This is a genomic window from Phormidesmis priestleyi BC1401 (assembly GCF_001650195.1).
GTDB classification, from domain to species: Bacteria; Cyanobacteriota; Cyanobacteriia; order Leptolyngbyales; family Leptolyngbyaceae; genus Phormidesmis_A; species Phormidesmis_A priestleyi_B.
Map to the genome: position 1 here is coordinate 19,040 of NZ_LXYR01000022.1, position 17,439 is coordinate 36,478.

The window sequence follows — 17,439 nt, forward strand, 5'->3', positions numbered from 1 at the left end:
ATGAAGACCGTTTTAATTGTGGAGGATGATTTGATCAACGCTCGCGTTTTCTCCAAGATTTTGACCAATCGCGGCGGATTAGCTGTAAAACATACGGAGAATGTTGAGGAAGTCCTTCGAGTTGCCCAGGCAGGAGAAGCCGACATCATCTTGATGGATGTGTCGCTGGCTAGAAGCGTCTACCAGGGCAAGCCTATGAATGGGATTCAACTGACACAACTTCTAAAGGCAGATCCTCAAACGACAGCCCTTCCGATCGTACTGGTCACCGCTCACGCAATGGAAGGCGATCGAGAACGATTTCTAACCCAAAGCGGAGCAGATGGCTACATCTCAAAACCTGTCACCGACCATCAGTTGTTCGTCGATCAAGTGCTAGCACTCCTATCATCGTGACCAATCATCAGATATTACTCTCCAATCATAAAAACATTAGTACTACCTTAAGTTAGTTTTAGCAAGTCGTGAAGATTATTTCCTTAGCTGATCCCCGCACTGTGAGGAATTTCGAGTGATCACTATTTTAATTGTGGAGGATGACCCTACCAACGTTCGGGTGTTCTCAAAAGTGTTGACAAAGCGCGGAGGTTTGGCAGTTAGGCACACTGAAGATGTGGCAGAAGTGATCACAATTGCCAGATCGGGAGAGGTCGCCCTAATTTTGATGGATGTGTCGCTCACCCGCAGCGTCTACGAAGGCAAAATGATGGACGGCATCAAGATCACGCAACTGCTCAAAGCAGATCCGCTCGCGATGAACGTGCCTGTGATCTTGTTAACTGCTTATGCGATGGAGGGCGATCGAGAAAAGTTTCTCAACCAAAGCGGTGCAGACGACTATATTTCAAAACCTGTGCTCGATCATCAAGCTTTTGTGGATCAAATTAAGGCTCTTCTGCCAGATTGAAGCGATCGAAAAGTTGTTAGATTGTTGCAACTGCCAGACAAGAAACCGTGGGAGGGTCAGTGTTTTTAGTTCAAGATTCAAGCGTGTCTCGTGAAGAGCGCATCAAGCAATTTCTGGATGAAGATCCTTCACTGTCAGCCCTTCTTTCGGTGATTCACTTCGAGTGGACAGTTCGCCGTGCCATTATTGCACTCGGCAAATCTCCAAATGTCGTGATACGAGTCAAACTAAGAGGCTGTCAAGGACTCGATGGATACAAGGAGACGAGGTTTTTCTGAACGATCAGCGAAATATTACGCGACTTTCTGAAGTAGTAAAAAATTGGCAAGGTCTTGGGCGAGCATTCCGGTTACGCCATCGATTAGTTCACGGTGCTACTTCTTGTGGAACAGAGTATGCCAAAGAGCGAGTGAACTGGGCAATAGATGCCACAAATAATGTTAGGCATATCTGTAAGGTCGAAGGCATTAATTTAGATTTACGCCTACCTGTGCGTAGGTCAAAGGCATAGAACTATTTGATTACTATCTAGAGTCTCAATGAACAAGAAATGCAGAGATGACCATTCGCTTAGACTTGCCATCTGAGTTAGAGAATGAACTACCAAACCTGCTTTTTAGAAAAAAGCCTCTTCACCAACAATTAATCTAAATGGATAGATATTGTAAATTTTTGTAAAAGTACGCTAGATTGTATCTGCATACACAAAACAAATTAGGTGAATTCATGGCTGACATCGTTGATACCGCCGTTAATGCTGGTTCTTTCACCACCTTAGTTGCTGCCGTTAAAGCCGCTGGGCTAGTAGAGACCCTCAAAGGCGCAGGTCCTTTCACCGTCTTTGCACCTACTGATGAAGCATTTGCTAAACTTCCCGCAGGCACTGTTGAAGGTCTACTCAAGGATCTTCCTAAACTTAAGAAAATTCTGACCTATCACGTTGTCTCAGGCAAAGTGATGGCGGCTGATGTCGTCAAGCTGAAATCAGCAAAAACGGTTGAAGGCTCAGAAGTAAAAATTGATGCCTCCAATGGGGTCAAGGTGAATGATGCTAAAGTCATCACTCCTGATGTTGCTGCTGACAACGGCGTGATTCACATCATCGATACCGTGTTGCTTCCTGCGTAAACTAGCGCTTGGATGGCACTAAAGTTTAATAAGTGAGTGAGAGGCAGTAGCGACCGAACGTTACTGTCTCTTTCTGTTTAAATGGGTTTATGTCTACAGTTTTGGTCAAACGATGAAGTCTACAGGCGAGATTTTGGTGATTGGGGGCGGTGTGATCAGCTTGGCGATCGCTCTAGAGCTAAAACGACAAGGTGCCTCGGTGACGATCGTCACTCGCGATTTCACCGAAGCCGCCACTCATGCCGCCGCCGGAATGCTTGCCCCTCAAGCCGAACAAATTCTCCCTAGCCCGATGCTCGATCTGTGTCTTCGCAGTCGCGACCTCTATCCCGACTGGACTCAAAAATTAGAAGAACTCACCGGGCTGAATCTAGGCTATTGGGCGTGTGGAATTTTGGCACCCGCTTATCAAAAAGATGCCATCAATATTCAATCTTCAGAATCGGTTTGGCTCGATCGAGCCACCATTCATCAACGTCAACCGGGGCTAGGCTCAGATGTAATAGGCGGCTGGTGGTTTCCTCAAGACGCGCAGGTAGACAATCGATCGCTGGCAAAAGCGCTGTGGGTTGCCGTTCAAGAATTGGGCGTTGAGATTAAAACTGGAGTGACCGTTGAGAAAATTGTCCAGAGCGGCGATCGGGTTTCTCATCTGCAAACCTCTGTCGGAAACTGGCAAGCCGACCATTACATTCTGGCAACTGGAGCCTGGTCACAAACGCTTCTGCCGATTCCTGTGACTCCCAAAAAGGGACAGATGCTATCGGTGCAGATGCCCGACTCGATGTCTCTAAAAACCGTGCTGTATGGGTCAGACAGCTATCTCGTGCCTCGACAAGATGGACGAATTATTATCGGCGCAACTAGCGAGGATGTTGGATTTACTCCCGGCAACACGCCTTTCGGAGTTCAGAACCTTTTATCGGCTGCAATTCGGCTCTGTCCAACGTTGCAACAGTATCCAATTCGAGAATGCTGGTGGGGATTTAGACCTGCGACACCCGACGAGTTGCCGATTTTAGGGACGAGTCCCTATCGCAATCTCACTTTAGCAACAGGACATTATCGCAACGGAATTTTGCTGGCACCGATCACAGGTTTATTGATTGCGGAGTTTGTGCTTCATCAAAAATCGGATGCGTTGTTAGAGCATTTCCATTGGTCACGATTCAAGGTATAAAGCACCCAACTCATCCCGTTGTATTCAACATCCTTTTCATACTGCATCTCCAGTTTTTCCATGACTCGACGAGAAGCCAGATTTTCAGGCTTGGCAAGCGCGACGAGAGAGTCACACCTTAGTTCCTCAAATCCATATCGCACCGCTTCTCTCGCAGCTTCGGTGGCTAACCCTTTTCCCCAATAGGCACGATCGAGCAGATAGTTCACCTCAACGTTAGACGTTCCGGCTAAAACTTCCAATCCACAGTGCCCGATGAATTGTTGATTGAGCTTACAAATGACTGCCCAACGCCCAAAACTGTATTGCTGCCAGTGACTCAAGATCGTCTTCAACATCTCCTGAGTTTGCTCTCTAGTGGCAGGTTCTGGATGCAGTCGATACCGCATGACTTCGGGATCTTGGTAAATTTGGGCTAAATCATCCAAGTCTTGCCCCGTCAGCTTGCGAAGTTGCAGTCGGTTCGTCTCGATTTCAGCCATAATTGAAACTCTCACTCTTGCTTCAATCTGAAAGCAAAAGGCAGGAAAAAAGCCAATGGTCGCTATCCCTACGTCGATCGTTTATCCCGATTCTGACGGGTTGCCGATGTCAGATAACACCCGCCAGTTTGAGTATATTGTCTACGTCAAGAAAGGCGTGGATTGGTTATTTAGTGACGATCCACAAATTTTTGTCGGAGGAGATTTGCTTTGGTATCCTGTTGAAGGCAACCCCAAGCTTCGCCAAGCGCCCGATGTGATGGTGGTATTTGGACGACCCAAGGGCGATAGAGGCAGCTACCAACAGTGGAAAGAAGACAATATTCCTCCGCAAGTCGTCTTCGAGATTATCTCTCCAGGCAACACGATTCCTGAAATGACTCGAAAGTTTCAGTTTTATGAGCGTTACGGCGTGGAAGAGTACTACATTTATGATCCCGATCGCTTGAGTCTAGGAGGATTTCTTCGACAAAACGATAGGCTAGAAGCGATTGAGGTGATAGAAGGATGGGTGAGTCCTCGCTTAAACGTGCGCTTCACCCTCAACCAAGACGGGGGGTTAGAACTCTACCGACCCGATGGGCGACTATTTGAGCGTTATGAGGAAATTGCCGCACGAGCCGAACGAGAACATCAACGAGCCGAACGAGCCGAACAACGGGTGAGTCAGGCAGAAGCTGAGGTCGATCGCTTAAAAGCGCAACTTAAAGCAATGGGTCACAGCCCAGACGATTTGATTGGAACCGAAGGAAGGGAATGATATGCAGACACTCAATAGACCTACAGAACATCCTTCAGAAGATGGTTTAGTGATTGCCGGACGAACATTTCGATCGCGACTCATGACCGGAACCGGAAAATATCGCACCTTTGAGGAAATGCGCCACAGCATTGCAGCTAGCGGTAGCGAAATCGTCACCGTCGCCGTTCGTCGAGTGCAGACCAAAGCGCCAGGGCACGAAGGACTCGCCGAAGCCCTAGATTGGACAAAAATCTGGATGCTGCCCAACACCGCAGGCTGTCAAACGGCTGAAGAAGCGGTGCGAGTTGCGCGTCTCGGTCGAGAAATGGCAAAACTCCTCGGTCAAGAAGACAACAATTTTGTCAAGCTCGAAGTGATTCCCGATGCAAAATATTTGCTGCCTGACCCGATCGGCACTCTCCAAGCCGCCGAGCAACTCGTTAAAGAAGGCTTTGCTGTGCTGCCATACATCAACGCCGATCCGCTGTTGGCAAAGCGATTAGAAGAGGTCGGTTGCGTGACAGTGATGCCGTTGGGTTCTCCGATCGGGTCAGGGCAAGGCATCAAAAACGCCGCCAATATCCAGATCATTATTGAGAATGCCAGAGTTCCGGTCGTCGTCGATGCCGGAATTGGCGCACCGAGCGAAGCTGCTCAAGCGATGGAAATGGGAGCCGATGCGCTGCTGGTCAACACCGCGATCGCTCAGGCAGTCAACTCGATCGCGATGGCAAGAGCAATGAATCTCGCGACTGAAGCAGGTCGTCTTGCCTATCAAGCTGGGCGAATTCCGATCAAGGTTTATGCGAGTGCGAGTTCGCCGCTGACAGGCACGATTAATAGCTAGGTTTTAGGTAGGCAGGTGATTGTTTGCCTACCTTTCTTTTTCTCTATTTATGACAAAAAGCTATAAGCATTAAAATTTCTTACCTTGGAATGAGAGCGATGACCAAAAGTTTGCTAAACTTAACAGAACAACTTCAGGAGAAACCCTATGCGCTACACCGTTGAAGAAGGCGGACGTTTGAATAACTATGCGATCGAACCCAAAGTCTATGAAGCGACTCCTCCCACGGTTGCACAAAAGCGTAACTATCTGATCCTGGGTACGGTTGGCACTCTGCTTGTCGGCGGACTTCTCTACGTCGCAGTTGCCGTCTCGTAAAATCTTTGATATTAAAAGCAAGACGGTTCCATTGCTCAGTAGAATTCAAAATTTAATAGCTTTGAGCCAGGTCACTTGCTGATGTAAGTCCCTGGCTTTTGTTTGTCGCGTCATCAAGAACAGCAACTACGATCCCGTAGTCGTATTCTATTGAGCGATCGAACTCCTCTGGTTATGACAGAACATCTACTATAATTAGCAGCTAGACTAGACCCCTTGCAAAAGTCCATTTCTTGAACGAATTCCTAACAGTTTCAGCCTCACATTCTGCTACTTATGCAAGAAGTCTACTGTCATCCAGTCTTTGAAGTGTCTCTTTCATCCTGACATTGCTAAACCGGGTCGAAAAGAGTGACATCTCCATACCGTCATTCTGCGTGACTCGGATTACCGCTGATGCCACTCGTTGACCATCAACCTGTCTCTAGCAATTCTGTGACCGAGCTTGCTTCTGATCATCGCTCAAGCTTGAACCAACCCATTTACCTCCGTCTAAGATTGGCGCTCAGTCTCAACCTGCGTCGTCAAGTTTTTATTGCCATTTGTGACGATGTGCGACTGCGCGATCGCTTTGCGGCAAAACTTCAAGCAGATTTAGAAACGTCGCCCCTTAACTTTGGCGTTGAAGAGTTAAAACCAAAGCACACAACGAACGGCAAGGCAGACGTTCCAAAACTGGTGACGCTCAATCTTAGTCTGTCAAACCCAAATCTTTTAGAGCAAATTCATCACTGGCGATCGACAAATTCTCGACGCATCAAATCGGCATTTGACCCGATCACCAGCTTTCAAATCATCGGCATTGAGCAGCTCACCCGCCAGCCCGTCCACCTTCAGCGCGACTTTCTCAACTCGCTGCAAACCTTAGCTCACCAGTTCGCCACCGTAGACTTTAACCTGGTGCTGTGGGTATCGCGTCCTTGGTGTCGATCGATCTTGCAATCTGTGCCTGAATTTTGGCAGTGCCACACCGGAGTCTTTGAATTTGAAGGAGACCCGACCCCAGTTGGAGAGGTAAAACAAACCCCGCAGATCATTCATCCGTCCACCGTCCGCCGTGCATCGTCTGCCGTCACTCAACCGCCCGTTGTTAGTTTTCAGCCGTTACTCACTCCAACAAAATCGCAAGCAGACCTCGACCTCACCCATTTGGTTCTAGCCGCGGTAGAACAAAAGATTTCTGCGACAGAAGCCAGTTCCCCACGCGAGGTAGAGCACTCTAGCGAACCGCTTCGCATTTTGCAGCACCTAGAGGCGTTGCATCTTGAGCAAGCCCCTGCTGCCGCGCTCTCTGCTGCTTATCAACAGCTAGGAGACTGCTATCGAGAACGCCTTGAGCAAGACAATTCATCGGCTGAATCGCTGACGATCGCCATCCGCGCCTATGAGCAAGTGCTGCGTCTTTTAGAGCCAGACTCGTCTGAGCTACCAGATTTGCTCAACGACATTGGCAACCTTTATTGGATGCTGTCTCGTCAGGTAGATCAACTGCCAAATCTAGAAAAAGCGATCAAAGCGTATCAGTTCGCTTTAAGCAAGATCGATCCAGAAACGCGATCGCAGACTTACGCCATGATTCAAAACAATCTGGGTTCTGTGTATAGCGATCGAGCCTACCGTGAAGATCCGGTAGAAAATTTGCAACGGGCGATCGAGGCATATCAAAACGCTTTGATGGTTCGATCGGCAGCCGATGATTCGTCTCGATATGCTGCTACTCAAAATAATCTCGGCACCGCTTTCTGGAATTTGGCACAGCACAAAACACCGATTCTGAATTTGCAGAGCGCGATCGGGGCTTACATTGAAGCGCTTCATCACTACGACTCAGAGCAGGAGCCATTTCACTATGCGATGATTCAAAACAACTTAGGCACCGCTTATTGGAACCTGTCCCAGTGTCCGCGCAGCCATGACCCATCTGAGCAACTCAACGCCACTCCAGAAGACTTTTTGATGTTAGCGATCGGAGCCTATCGCATCGCCCTCATTTACCGCACGTTAGAATCGGCTCCTGCTGCCAATGCCGCCACTCAAAACAATCTCGGCACGGCTTACTGGCATCTCGCTAACTTATCCTCGACTCACTACGACGACCGATCGGGCTATTTACGCTCCGCGATCGCGGCATATCAAGCAGCCCTCGCTGCCGCTCACTCTCTTGCAGAGGTCGGCGCACCCCCTTTGACGTTTGATGTGTGGGCAGCCCATAACAATTTGGGATCGGCGTATCATCAATTAGCCACCGACGATCGAGCCAGTCTGGAGGCAAAAACCCGATCGCACTATTTAGAAGCTTCGCTCTCTCACCACGTTCAAGCCGTGCAGGGTTGGCAAGAGAAACCTGATTTTTGTCAGAGCGCAATGGCTCATCTTGTCCAGACTGTGAGAACGTTGCGCGATCGTCAGGGCATTCAAGGGCAAACCCTGGCGTTCTCCAAGATTCCGGCTCCGTTGATCCCAACGGTGATGAAGCAGCTTTAATGACGCGGCACTAGACTTCTCGCGATCGCCGTTCATACCACCGCAGCAGCACCCGCGCCAACCGCTCCGAATCGTGGCGCACTAACCCTGTTTCTTCGTCTTCGTGCATCACGTCGGCACGAATAATCCGTCGTCCGAGCTTCATCACAGCATCTCGATCGACCCCCACCGGATGCGAGTGTTCTTCGGCATAGCGAATTAATGCTTTGGCAGAAGGCGGCTGCTTTTGCACCAACACCGCATCAAATAACGGCTTTCCGCACGCGAGGTCGATCGCTCGAATGTGATCAGCCACGCTATATCCATCGGTTTCTCCCGGCTGCGTCATAATATTGCACACATACACACACGGGACTTGTCGTTCAGCGATCGCGTTTGCAATGGCAGGCGCTAACAGGTTAGGAATCACGCTGGTGTAGAGACTTCCTGGACCAATCACAATGTAATCAGCTTTATAAAGCGCCTCTAACGCTCTCGGCAAAGCAGGCGGGTTGGGAGGCGTGCAGCCAATTCTCACGATCTTGCCGTTTGCCCCAGTGATATTCGATTCACCCTCAATGCGGCGACCGTCTTCGAGTTCTGCCCAGAGACGCACATCGCTGAGTGTCGCAGGCAAAACCTGTCCCCGCACAGCGAGAACTTTAGAACTTGCAGTGATAGCTTGTTCAAAATCTCCGGTGATGTCGCTCAAAACCGTGAGAAATAAATTGCCAAAGCTGTGCCCCACTAATCCATCTCCGGCTTTAAATCGATATTGAAACAGTTCTGTGAGCAATTTCTCTTCATCGGCTAATGCAGCGATGCAGTTGCGAATGTCTCCGGGAGGCAACCCGCCAATCTCCCGCCGCAGTCGCCCTGAAGAGCCGCCATCATCTGCCACCGTGACGATCGCCGTGATGTTGGCGCTCGATCGCTTTAACCCTCTCAGCAACGTAGACAGCCCTGTGCCGCCCCCGATCGTCACAATTCTAGGACCGCGATTTAAACGGCGCGCCGTCAGCAGCACATCGACTAATTCTTCATCGCGATCGGTCATCAACACGTTTGTCAGTGAGCCAAAGGTGCGAGTTTGTCCCCACAAAATCAGCAGCACTCCCACCACTAAGACCAGCGGACCGCTCACATAGCTCGGCAGCAGACGGCTTAACGTTTCTAAAAAATCGGCGGCAAACTGCAACAGATAAAAGATCGGAGTCAGCTTTACCCAAATCGCCAGCCCCAAACTGACTAGCAGCACCCCCCCTGCACTGATTAACATCCAGCGCTTGACAAACAAACCTGGAGCCAGCCACTTAAACCACTGCCCCAGCCAGATTGGAGCCAACTGGCGAGATTCTTGCCGGATCGTCCGCATTGCCTGCTTGAGTAAACGATTTGTTGTCATTGGTGCTTTATGCCCAGAACGGAAGAAAGGCTGACCAGAATTTTAGAGAAATTACTTGCCTTTGACAGCAGGATAACTCAAGTTTCTCATTCCTAATTGACAATAGGGAAGGAGGAAATCGAGAACAGAGAGCATCTGACTTCACTTTGAGAAAAGGAAGAAGAAGGATTCTGATAGAGTCATAGGAGAATGATAGAGATCATGACCTCAATCCAGTAATTTCTATTCTTAAGACCTAAATCACCCGATCGTCTGTTCCCAATTCTCCTCAACCCTGTGGTCTAATTCTCAAACGAATGAGCGAACCGTTGATCGAACTGAGAGGAGTTTGTAAGACTTTTGGACAAAACGTTGTCCTAGATCACGCTGACCTGGCTATCTATCGAGGAGAAGCCCTCGCCATTATCGGACCCTCTGGCACAGGCAAATCGACTGTGCTGAGAATTATTGCTGGACTATTGGCTCCTGACGCAGGAGAGGTCTATATTGGGGGGCAACTGCGGCAGGGGCTGATCGAAGATGCCGCCGACCCGATTAATATCAGCATGGTGTTTCAGCAAGCAGCTCTCTTTGACTCGCTGACGGTTGGAGAAAACGTCGGATTTTCGCTCTATCAGCGATCGCGCCTTCCCCGCCGTCGCATCCGCGAACTTGTCACACAGCGATTAGAAATGGTGGGCTTGTCGGGCATCAGCGATCGCTACCCTTCAGAACTCTCTGGCGGGATGCGAAAACGAGTCAGCTTTGCGCGCGCCATTATGTCAAATCCAGACAACCCAAAGGATATACCTGATATGCTACTCTACGATGAACCGACGGCAGGGCTTGACCCGATCGCCTCCACCGTGATCGAAGATTTGGTTAGGCATCTCACGGGGCAGGGAGGCTGTCAGAGCTATGTGATGGTGACTCATCAGCAGAGCACGATTCGTCGAACCGCCGATCGAGTCCTTTTTCTTCATCAGGGCAAGGTGCAGTGGCAGGGCAAAGTTCACGAGATTGACAGCACAGACAATCCACTCATCCGGCAGTTTTTTAGCGGTAGTGTGGAAGGACCCATACAGGTGATTGGATAAGCCTATGCGATCGCGAATGGTTCGAGAAGGCTCGGTAGGGCTATTGATTTTAGCAGGTGTGGGGCTGTTTGGAGGCTTGATTCTCTGGCTGCGGGGCTTTAACCCAAGCAATCGCAGTTTCTCGGTCACAGTAGAGTTTGCGACGACGGGCGGCGTTCAGCCAGGGTCGCCTGTGCGCTATCGTGGGGTGACGGTTGGCAGAATTAGCCGCATCTCACCCAACCCCAATGGCGTGGCAATTCAGATCGATATTGCTCCTGCTGATCTGATTATTCCGCGTGACTCAGAGGTGACGGTCAATCAGTCGGGTTTGCTCGGCGAAACGGTTCTAGATATCATTCCTCGTAAGCCGCTGCCCGATGGAGTGATGGCGGCAAAACCCCTCGATCGAGACTGCAATAAAGAAATTATTCTCTGTGAAGGCTCTCGCATCAACGGGACGTTAGGCATCAGCACCGATGAGCTAGTGCGAGCCAGCATCAAGTTTGCCACGGTTTACAGCGATCCGCAGTTTACGGGCAATATCAACTCCTTAACCAAAAACAGCAGTGATGCCGCCGCTCAGATCGTGATTTTGAGTAAGGAAGTCACAGCCTTGGTGAAATCAGCCAGACAAGAAGTCGGCACGTTTTCTGGCACTGCAAAATCGATTAGCAACGCGGCAACTCAGTTTGGGCTGACGATCGGGCAGGTCAACAGTTTAATCACTGCCAATCGAGCCACCCTGGTTTCAACGTTAGACAATCTCAATCAGACGAGTGGACAGTTGCGATTAACCGTGACTCGGCTGAGTCCGACGCTCGATCGCATTCAGCAAGGGCAACTGATTCAAAATCTAGAAACGCTGTCTGCAAATGCGGCTCAGGCATCTATAAATCTGCGAGATGTGTCAGTCAGGCTCAACAATCCCTCAAATCTCACGGTCTTACAGCAGACGCTCGATTCTGCCAGAGCTACGTTTCAAAATGCTCAAAAAATTACGGCAGACTTAGACGAGTTGACGGGCGACCCTCAACTGCGAAACGATCTGCGGAATTTGATTAAAGGGTTGAGTGGGTTAACGTCTTCGACCCAGCAGTTGCAGCAACAGGCGCAGGTTGCCCAAGTTCTTGCACCCTATGCGGAGACTTCGCCGCAGTCTACGACAACTTTAGAAGCGACTGAACCCTCGTTTGGGATCACGCGATCGCCCTCAAGTCTTGTTCCTGCACAGACTGCACCCTAAGACAATTCTCTGACTCGTAGGGACATTACAAGGAACGCCCCTACAGACGATCGTTAAGACAACCCGACGAGTTTTGCGCTCAGATTCCACATCCGATCGGCTTTCTCATCGTCGCGGGCTTGGGGAGACACCTTTTGCACAAACGACTTGCCCTCTTTTTTCTGGCGGTTGCCCCAACTCCAATAAGCGCCAGACTGCTTATATTCTGGGTCAGCAACCACCATTGCAACGCGATCGCCTGACAACTCTTGAGAGACATAGCCCCCAGTGATGTTTTTCTGGAACCACGGGAAGATTTTTTGAAACAGAGGATAGTGATTGCGAAATAGCGGCGTGTCTGCAACACAGCCCGGATAGAGCGAACTGAAGGTGATCCCAGTTGCGTCGTGATAGCGTCGATGCAGTTCTCGCATGGTCAACACATTACACACTTTGCTGTCTTTGTAAGCTTTGACAGGCTCAAATTTTTTGCCATCAATCATCGAGATAGGCGCTTTAAATCCTGCCTCAAAACCCTCAAAGTTGCCCAAATCGGGACGGGGCGGAATTTTGCCGCCGAGTTCGTCAGGGTTGTGAGTCACCGTTCCTAAAATCACCAGTCGCGGATCTGATGAGTGCTTTAAGTCATCTAGCATCAGATTGCACAGAAGGAAGTGACCGAGATGATTGGTGGCAACGGTTAACTCATAGCCTTCGGGGCTTCGCAACGGCTCTTTGATCAGAGGCATATAAATCGCAGCGTTGCAGACGATCGCGTCCAACGATTTGCCGCTTTCTCTAAAGATTTTTATAAACTGTCGGACACTTTCGAGAGATGCCAAATCGATCGGCATCACCGTGCAGCTTCCCGACGGCATTCCGACTTCTTGGGCGACCCGATTGGCTTTTGCGAGATCTCGACACGCCATGACAACGTGCCAGCCTTTTTGAGTCAGCGCTTTTGCCCCATATAGCCCTACGCCTGATGAGGCACCTGTGATAATAGCGGTCTTCTGCTGTGATTCCATTTTTTAATTCCTCTAACTCCAGTCGTCGCGCTTTGCCCCACGACCTTTATATACGTGAGCCACGGCATGAATCTCACGAGTCTTTTCGTATAAAGTCTCTTCGGTGAGATGCCACTGACTCAAGATCTTCTCTAAGTCTGACTGAATGTCTCTCGCCCCCGGAAAGCCCTTATAGCGAATCTTGAGCCGCGCTAACTCAGCCAGATTATAGTCAGTCGGTTCGCCCGTCAAAAGAGCATCGGTGACTCGCCGATCGCTACTCCACTGCGGATGTCTCTGCTCTTTGTTTTCTTCTGCCATGACTGCTCGATCGTGCACAAACACCGTGACAGTATACTGCGTAAAGGCAATCACTTGAGGAAAGTTTGTTCAAAAAACTCTAAAATTGCCTCGTCCAATCTTGCCAGCGCTCGATCACCACTTTGGTTTGGGTGAAGAACTCGATCGCCTGATGTCCTTGCCCGTGCAGGTCGCCAAAAAAGCTCTCTTTCCATCCGCTAAACGGAAAGAACGCCATTGGCGCAGCGACACCGATGTTGATGCCAATATTTCCGGCTTCGGCTTCATAGCGAAACTTTCGAGCCGCCGCCCCGCTAGACGTAAAAAGACACGCCATATTACCGTATTGACCACTATTGATTAAGGTGATTGCCTGGTCGATCGTCTCGAAGTGCATCAAACTCAACACCGGACCAAAAATCTCGGTTCGCGCAATTTCTCCCGCCGGATTCACGTCTTGCAAAATCGTCGGGCGCACAAAATAGCCGTTCTCGTAACCTGATATCTCAGGCTGCCGACCATCGACCAATACCGTTGCGCCTTCTGCTTCACCTTGCTGAATTAAACGCTCGATTCTGGCTTTGCTTTGAGCGGTGATCACCGGTCCCATTTGAGTGCCAGACTCTAATCCATATCCGACTTTGCGCGATCGAGCCGCTTCTGCAATCGAGTCCGTAAATGGTTTTTGGGCATCTCCGATCGTAATCGCGATCGAAGCCGCTAAACATCGCTGCCCTGCACAGCCAAAAGCGCTGTCTGCCATAATTCGGGTGGTCATCTCAATATCCGCGTCGGGCAAGACAATCACCGGATTTTTTGCGCCGCCCTGACACTGTGCCCGTTTGCCATTTGCAGCGGCTTGCGTGTAGACATATTTTGCGATTGGAGTTGAGCCGACAAAACTCACCGATCGAATGGCGGGATGTTCTAAAATCGCATCGACAACGGCTTTGGCACCGTTAACTAGATTGACCACGCCGTTGGGTAAACCCGTTTGCTCCAGTAGATGAAACACTTTTTGCATCGTTAGCGGCACTCGCTCAGACGGTTTGATAATGCAGGTGTTGCCGCAGGCGATCGCGTAGGGCATAAACCAAAACGGAATCATTCCTGGAAAGTTAAAGGGGGTAATCATCGCTGTGACTCCGAGCGGTTGACGAATCATCATTTCATCGATGCCTTTGGCGATGTCTTCAGAGTTGTAGCCCTGCATCAAAATCGGAATGCCACACGCGACTTCGACATTCTCGATCGCGCGTCTCATTTCACCTCTTGCCTCGGCTAACGTCTTGCCGCACTCTTGCGTAATCGTTTGGGAGATCTCCTCAAAGTTCTCGTCTAACAAGACTTTAAGCTTAAATAAATATTGCACTCGATCGGTCGCCGGAACCCGTCGCCACGTTTTAAACGCTTTTGCCGCAGCCTGAGCCGCGCGATCGACTTCACTGGCTGGAGAAAGCGGCACTTTGCCCAAAATGTCTGCCGTGGCGGGGTTAGAAATAGTCAGAAACTCTGTGGCGTTTGGGTCGCACCACTCGCCGTTGATGTAGTTTGATAACGTCTGATTCGGAGTCATAGCTACATAGTAAGAAACCTTCTCGCTTAGTGAAGTTCACTATAAACGGCGGATTGGTCAAAATTAATCATGTCCGTTTTGCCAGCATCTCCGCGTAGGGCGATTGATGCAGGTGTGCCTTGCCAGATGATCCAAACAGTTGCAGCTTTTCGACAATGACGGATTGCATGGACTCGATCGTCGCGCCCATTGAGTCTAATAAGTCTTTGAGAGATGACGAACAAAGCCCCTCTTTGAGGGTTTGCAGGTAAGCCTGCCTCACTTCAGTATTGACGTTGAACTTGCAGACACCCAGCTCGATCGAGCGGCTGATCATAAATTCTGGTAGCCCCGATGCGCCGTGCAGCACCAGAGGCACTTTGACCAAATGACGGATTTTTTCGAGCCGGACAAAATCTAATCGAGGTTCGCTTTTGTATTCTCCGTGAACATTTCCGATCGTCACCGCTAAAGAATCGACATTCGTAGCTTTGATAAACTCCACTGCCTGATCGGGGTCGGTCATCTTAGCCTCTTTTTCGGCAATGCTTAGACCATCTTCAGTGCCACTAATTCTGCCGATTTCTGCTTCTACGATCGCCCCTTTTTCGTGCGCCCACTCCGTCATCTTTCTCGTAAACGTCATATTCTGCTCGTAGGGCAAGTGAGACCCATCTGCCATAATTGACGTAATGCCTGCATCTAGCGCCATACGAATATCGTCAGCAGAGGTGCTGTGATCGAGATGAACTGAGATTGGCATGATTGACGATCGCGCCGCCTCCAAGCAAAGCGCCACGAGGGGAACGCCTCCATAAACCAGCGCACTCGGATGCAATTGCAGCATCGCCGGACTCTGTTCTGCTTCTGCCGCACCGATCACTGCCTTCACCCCTTCGAGGTTATAGACATTAAAGGCTCCGATCGCATAAATATTTCGCTGCGCCGTCTCTAACAGTTCTCTCGTTGAACTCAGCATAAGGATAGGGGTGTAGTAGTGTAGGAAGAAGCAGGTCACTCTCCTATTTAATCGTTTTTTGTCGAGAGAAATCTGCTTTATTGTCTTAGTTCGTAACGTCTGACTTTTTGCAATGGCTCAACTTCCTCAAACTCTCGATGACGCGATCGCTCAAGCCCAAACTGCCACCCAAGCTGCGATCGCCGCAGGCTACACTCGACTGCAAGTCGATCTGCTGTTTCCCGAACTCAAACCGTTGCCCGTGGCGGAAAAATTTGTCCCCGCGTTTGCAGAATTGGGTGCAGGTCTCAAAGTTTTTTTTACCGATGCCGGAACCGCTGCCCTGGCAAAACGAGACTGGGGTGACGTGCCCTTTCAGATTCGCAGCTTAGACGTGGCAGGGTCGCGACAAACCACCTCGGTTGAAGAACACATCGACCCAGATGACCAACTCTATTTATTTATTGCGCCCAGTGCCGTAGAAGTTGCGCCCGTTGAGCAGATTTGTAACGCGGTGGGAGATCGCCCAATCGTTCTACTCAATCCCCGATTAGAAGATGTCGCGACGATCGGCATCGGCTATGCAGGGCGGAAACTGCGCGATCGCTTTCTCAGCACCGTTGAGCCGTGCTATTACCTGCGTCCTCTAGACGACCAAACTGCTCTGACGCGCATCTATCCATCACCGTGGCAGGTTTGGCTCCAGACTGGCGGGGTTTATCAGGCGATCGCCGAAGAGCGCGAAAAACCCGACTCTGAGAAGCTGGATGAAATTTTTGCGAAAGCCCTAGGAGGGCAAGCACCAAAACAAAGTCTCTTGTCAAATTTGCAACAGTTTTTGAGAGCTTTAGGAAGATGAAGCTTTCAAAGATTTCCTGTGTTTTTTGACACTTAGACCGTGAGGATCTGAAACTATCAGGGCATAATCGACTCAGATAACAAAGTTCATAACTGATTAGCGCTTCAGCAGTAGATTTGACCAACGATGTCTATAAACGGCTCCCCGAAAGGTGGAGAAATCGACTTCCAGACTTCAGGTGTTGCTCCTCCTAAACGTTCCCTCTTTTTCAAGTAAAGGCGATCGCATGACCCCCACTCCTCTTCGTCGCATTGTCATTGGTGATATTCATGGTCACTACAATGGGTTGATGGCTCTGCTAGACGCGATCGCGCTCGGCTCTGATGATCAAGTCTATTTTCTGGGCGACCTGATCGATCGAGGTCCTCAAAGTGCTCAAGTCGTCGAATTTGTCAAAGAAAGCTCGTATCAATGCATACTGGGCAACCACGAGCAGCTATTGATCGAATCGTTTCCCGATGGGCAAATTTTCTCCCCTGCGCTACAGGCTTGGCTACAAAGTGGAGGACGAGCAACGGTCGCTAGCTATGGTGATGCTGGCATTTTGCTGGAACACCTCGAATGGATGCGATCGCTGCCGATCTATCTTGACTTGGGCGATCTGTGGCTAGTTCATGCAGGCGTTCATCCCGGTTTGCCCATTGATCAGCAAACCTCCCATGAATTTTGCTGGATTCGAGAAGAGTTTCACAACAGCCCTCAGCCTTATTTTGCGAACAAGCTGATTATCACAGGGCACACGATTACGTTTACGTTTCCGGGGGTGACTCCGGGTGCGATCGCCAAGGGGCAAGGCTGGCTGGGCATCGACACAGGCGCTTATCACCCTAAGAGCGGTTGGCTAACGGGGTTAGATGTTGATAATGGTAGAGTCTATCAGGTAAATGTCTATACGCATTTGGTGCGGACTTTGATGCTAGAAGAAGCGACCATCCAAATCGAGCCGAGCCAGGTGATGCCGCGCAAACACGCGTTGCATCGGTAAAGTAGCTCGTTTTGTGAAGTGTT

19 protein-coding genes are annotated in these 17,439 nt (G+C 49.9%); 13 read left to right on the plus strand and 6 right to left on the minus strand.

Features of this window, described 5'->3' with window-relative positions; translation table 11 throughout:
* From A8707_RS13205 to thiO, 5 genes are all read left to right on the plus strand, one after another.
* Positions 1-396, plus strand: a complete 396-nt coding sequence (locus A8707_RS13205) for a response regulator (protein ID WP_068817714.1) — start codon at positions 1-3, stop codon at positions 394-396.
* A gap of 115 nt (positions 397-511) precedes the next feature.
* Positions 512-907, plus strand: a complete 396-nt coding sequence (locus A8707_RS13210) for a response regulator (protein ID WP_068817716.1) — start codon at positions 512-514, stop codon at positions 905-907.
* Positions 908-966: 59 nt separating this feature from the next.
* Complete coding sequence (locus tag A8707_RS29070; RefSeq protein ID WP_197484762.1) at positions 967-1,185, plus strand: hypothetical protein; 219 nt, start codon at positions 967-969, stop codon at positions 1,183-1,185.
* 448 nt (positions 1,186-1,633) lie between these two features.
* A complete protein-coding gene (locus tag A8707_RS13220; RefSeq protein ID WP_068817717.1) occupies positions 1,634-2,035 on the plus strand; it encodes a fasciclin domain-containing protein in 402 nt (133 codons plus the stop codon).
* Positions 2,036-2,147: 112 nt separating this feature from the next.
* A complete protein-coding gene (thiO, locus tag A8707_RS13225; RefSeq protein ID WP_068817718.1) occupies positions 2,148-3,215 on the plus strand; it encodes a glycine oxidase ThiO in 1,068 nt (355 codons plus the stop codon).
* Here thiO and A8707_RS13230 read toward each other — a convergent pair.
* On the minus strand, positions 3,161-3,697 hold the full coding sequence (locus tag A8707_RS13230; RefSeq protein WP_068817719.1) for a GNAT family N-acetyltransferase: 537 nt from the start codon (positions 3,695-3,697) through the stop codon (positions 3,161-3,163). The genes thiO and A8707_RS13230 overlap by 55 nt on opposite strands.
* Positions 3,698-3,752: 55 nt before the next feature.
* Between A8707_RS13230 and A8707_RS13235 the strand changes: the two genes are divergently transcribed.
* The 4 genes from A8707_RS13235 to A8707_RS13245 all read left to right on the plus strand — a co-directional run bounded on the left by A8707_RS13235 (position 3,753) and on the right by A8707_RS13245 (position 8,088).
* Entirely contained in the window at positions 3,753-4,457 is a 705-nt protein-coding gene (locus A8707_RS13235) for a Uma2 family endonuclease (RefSeq protein WP_068817720.1), read from the plus strand.
* A gap of 1 nt (position 4,458) precedes the next feature.
* Positions 4,459-5,286, plus strand: a complete 828-nt coding sequence (locus A8707_RS13240) for a thiazole synthase (protein ID WP_068817721.1) — start codon at positions 4,459-4,461, stop codon at positions 5,284-5,286.
* A 147-nt stretch (positions 5,287-5,433) separates the two neighbouring features.
* Complete coding sequence (psb34, locus tag A8707_RS28125; protein ID WP_156518554.1) at positions 5,434-5,604, plus strand: photosystem II assembly protein Psb34; 171 nt, start codon at positions 5,434-5,436, stop codon at positions 5,602-5,604.
* Positions 5,605-6,000: 396 nt separating this feature from the next.
* A complete protein-coding gene (locus tag A8707_RS13245; protein ID WP_082906353.1) occupies positions 6,001-8,088 on the plus strand; it encodes a tetratricopeptide repeat protein in 2,088 nt (695 codons plus the stop codon).
* A 10-nt stretch (positions 8,089-8,098) separates the two neighbouring features.
* On the opposite strand, the gene A8707_RS13250 is transcribed toward A8707_RS13245, so the two are convergent.
* Positions 8,099-9,472, minus strand: coding sequence for a gluconeogenesis factor YvcK family protein (locus A8707_RS13250; protein WP_068817722.1), 1,374 nt, complete (start codon positions 9,470-9,472; stop codon positions 8,099-8,101).
* Positions 9,473-9,768: 296 nt separating this feature from the next.
* On the opposite strand from A8707_RS13250, the gene A8707_RS13255 reads away from it, so the two are divergent.
* Positions 9,769-10,548 (plus strand): ABC transporter ATP-binding protein, encoded by a 780-nt coding sequence (locus tag A8707_RS13255; RefSeq protein WP_068817723.1) that lies wholly within the window; start codon positions 9,769-9,771, stop codon positions 10,546-10,548.
* Entirely contained in the window at positions 10,541-11,773 is a 1,233-nt protein-coding gene (locus A8707_RS13260; protein ID WP_231948054.1) for an MlaD family protein, read from the plus strand. The genes A8707_RS13255 and A8707_RS13260 overlap by 8 nt, the downstream gene beginning before the upstream one ends.
* Before the next feature lie 53 nt (positions 11,774-11,826).
* Here A8707_RS13260 and A8707_RS13265 read toward each other — a convergent pair whose 3' ends face one another.
* The 4 genes from A8707_RS13265 to A8707_RS13280 form a co-directional block, all read right to left on the minus strand.
* Entirely contained in the window at positions 11,827-12,780 is a 954-nt protein-coding gene (locus A8707_RS13265) for a protochlorophyllide reductase (RefSeq protein ID WP_068817725.1), read from the minus strand.
* A 12-nt stretch (positions 12,781-12,792) separates the two neighbouring features.
* Positions 12,793-13,134, minus strand: a complete 342-nt coding sequence (locus A8707_RS13270; RefSeq protein ID WP_331711716.1) for a DUF3288 family protein — start codon at positions 13,132-13,134, stop codon at positions 12,793-12,795.
* Between the two features lie 25 nt (positions 13,135-13,159).
* Entirely contained in the window at positions 13,160-14,635 is a 1,476-nt protein-coding gene (locus A8707_RS13275) for a CoA-acylating methylmalonate-semialdehyde dehydrogenase (protein ID WP_068817726.1), read from the minus strand.
* 67 nt (positions 14,636-14,702) lie between these two features.
* Positions 14,703-15,593, minus strand: a complete 891-nt coding sequence (locus tag A8707_RS13280) for a class II fructose-bisphosphate aldolase (RefSeq protein WP_068817727.1) — start codon at positions 15,591-15,593, stop codon at positions 14,703-14,705.
* A gap of 112 nt (positions 15,594-15,705) precedes the next feature.
* On the opposite strand from A8707_RS13280, the gene A8707_RS13285 reads away from it, so the two are divergent.
* Entirely contained in the window at positions 15,706-16,431 is a 726-nt protein-coding gene (locus A8707_RS13285; RefSeq protein ID WP_068817728.1) for a DUF1995 family protein, read from the plus strand.
* Positions 16,432-16,657: 226 nt separating this feature from the next.
* Positions 16,658-17,416: a metallophosphoesterase family protein gene (locus A8707_RS13290; RefSeq protein ID WP_068817729.1), complete on the plus strand. Its 759-nt coding sequence runs from the start codon at positions 16,658-16,660 to the stop codon at positions 17,414-17,416.
* Positions 17,417-17,439: the final 23 nt, after the last annotated feature.

What these genes read in the sequence shown, in the direction of transcription:
- A8707_RS13205 (WP_068817714.1), top strand. Translation starts at nt 1, where the DNA reads ATGAAGACCGTTTTAATTGTGGAGGATGATTTGATCAACGCTCGCGTT.
- A8707_RS13220 (WP_068817717.1), top strand. Translation starts at nt 1,634, where the DNA reads ATGGCTGACATCGTTGATACCGCCGTTAATGCTGGTTCTTTCACCACC.
- thiO (WP_068817718.1), top strand. Translation starts at nt 2,148, where the DNA reads ATGAAGTCTACAGGCGAGATTTTGGTGATTGGGGGCGGTGTGATCAGC.
- A8707_RS13230 (WP_068817719.1), bottom strand. Translation starts at nt 3,697, where the DNA reads ATGGCTGAAATCGAGACGAACCGACTGCAACTTCGCAAGCTGACGGGG.
- A8707_RS13235 (WP_068817720.1), top strand. Translation starts at nt 3,753, where the DNA reads ATGGTCGCTATCCCTACGTCGATCGTTTATCCCGATTCTGACGGGTTG.
- A8707_RS13240 (WP_068817721.1), top strand. Translation starts at nt 4,459, where the DNA reads ATGCAGACACTCAATAGACCTACAGAACATCCTTCAGAAGATGGTTTA.
- psb34 (WP_156518554.1), top strand. Translation starts at nt 5,434, where the DNA reads ATGCGCTACACCGTTGAAGAAGGCGGACGTTTGAATAACTATGCGATC.
- A8707_RS13245 (WP_082906353.1), top strand. Translation starts at nt 6,001, where the DNA reads ATGCCACTCGTTGACCATCAACCTGTCTCTAGCAATTCTGTGACCGAG.
- A8707_RS13250 (WP_068817722.1), bottom strand. Translation starts at nt 9,472, where the DNA reads ATGACAACAAATCGTTTACTCAAGCAGGCAATGCGGACGATCCGGCAA.
- A8707_RS13255 (WP_068817723.1), top strand. Translation starts at nt 9,769, where the DNA reads ATGAGCGAACCGTTGATCGAACTGAGAGGAGTTTGTAAGACTTTTGGA.
- A8707_RS13265 (WP_068817725.1), bottom strand. Translation starts at nt 12,780, where the DNA reads ATGGAATCACAGCAGAAGACCGCTATTATCACAGGTGCCTCATCAGGC.
- A8707_RS13275 (WP_068817726.1), bottom strand. Translation starts at nt 14,635, where the DNA reads ATGACTCCGAATCAGACGTTATCAAACTACATCAACGGCGAGTGGTGC.
- A8707_RS13280 (WP_068817727.1), bottom strand. Translation starts at nt 15,593, where the DNA reads ATGCTGAGTTCAACGAGAGAACTGTTAGAGACGGCGCAGCGAAATATT.
- A8707_RS13285 (WP_068817728.1), top strand. Translation starts at nt 15,706, where the DNA reads ATGGCTCAACTTCCTCAAACTCTCGATGACGCGATCGCTCAAGCCCAA.
- A8707_RS13290 (WP_068817729.1), top strand. Translation starts at nt 16,658, where the DNA reads ATGACCCCCACTCCTCTTCGTCGCATTGTCATTGGTGATATTCATGGT.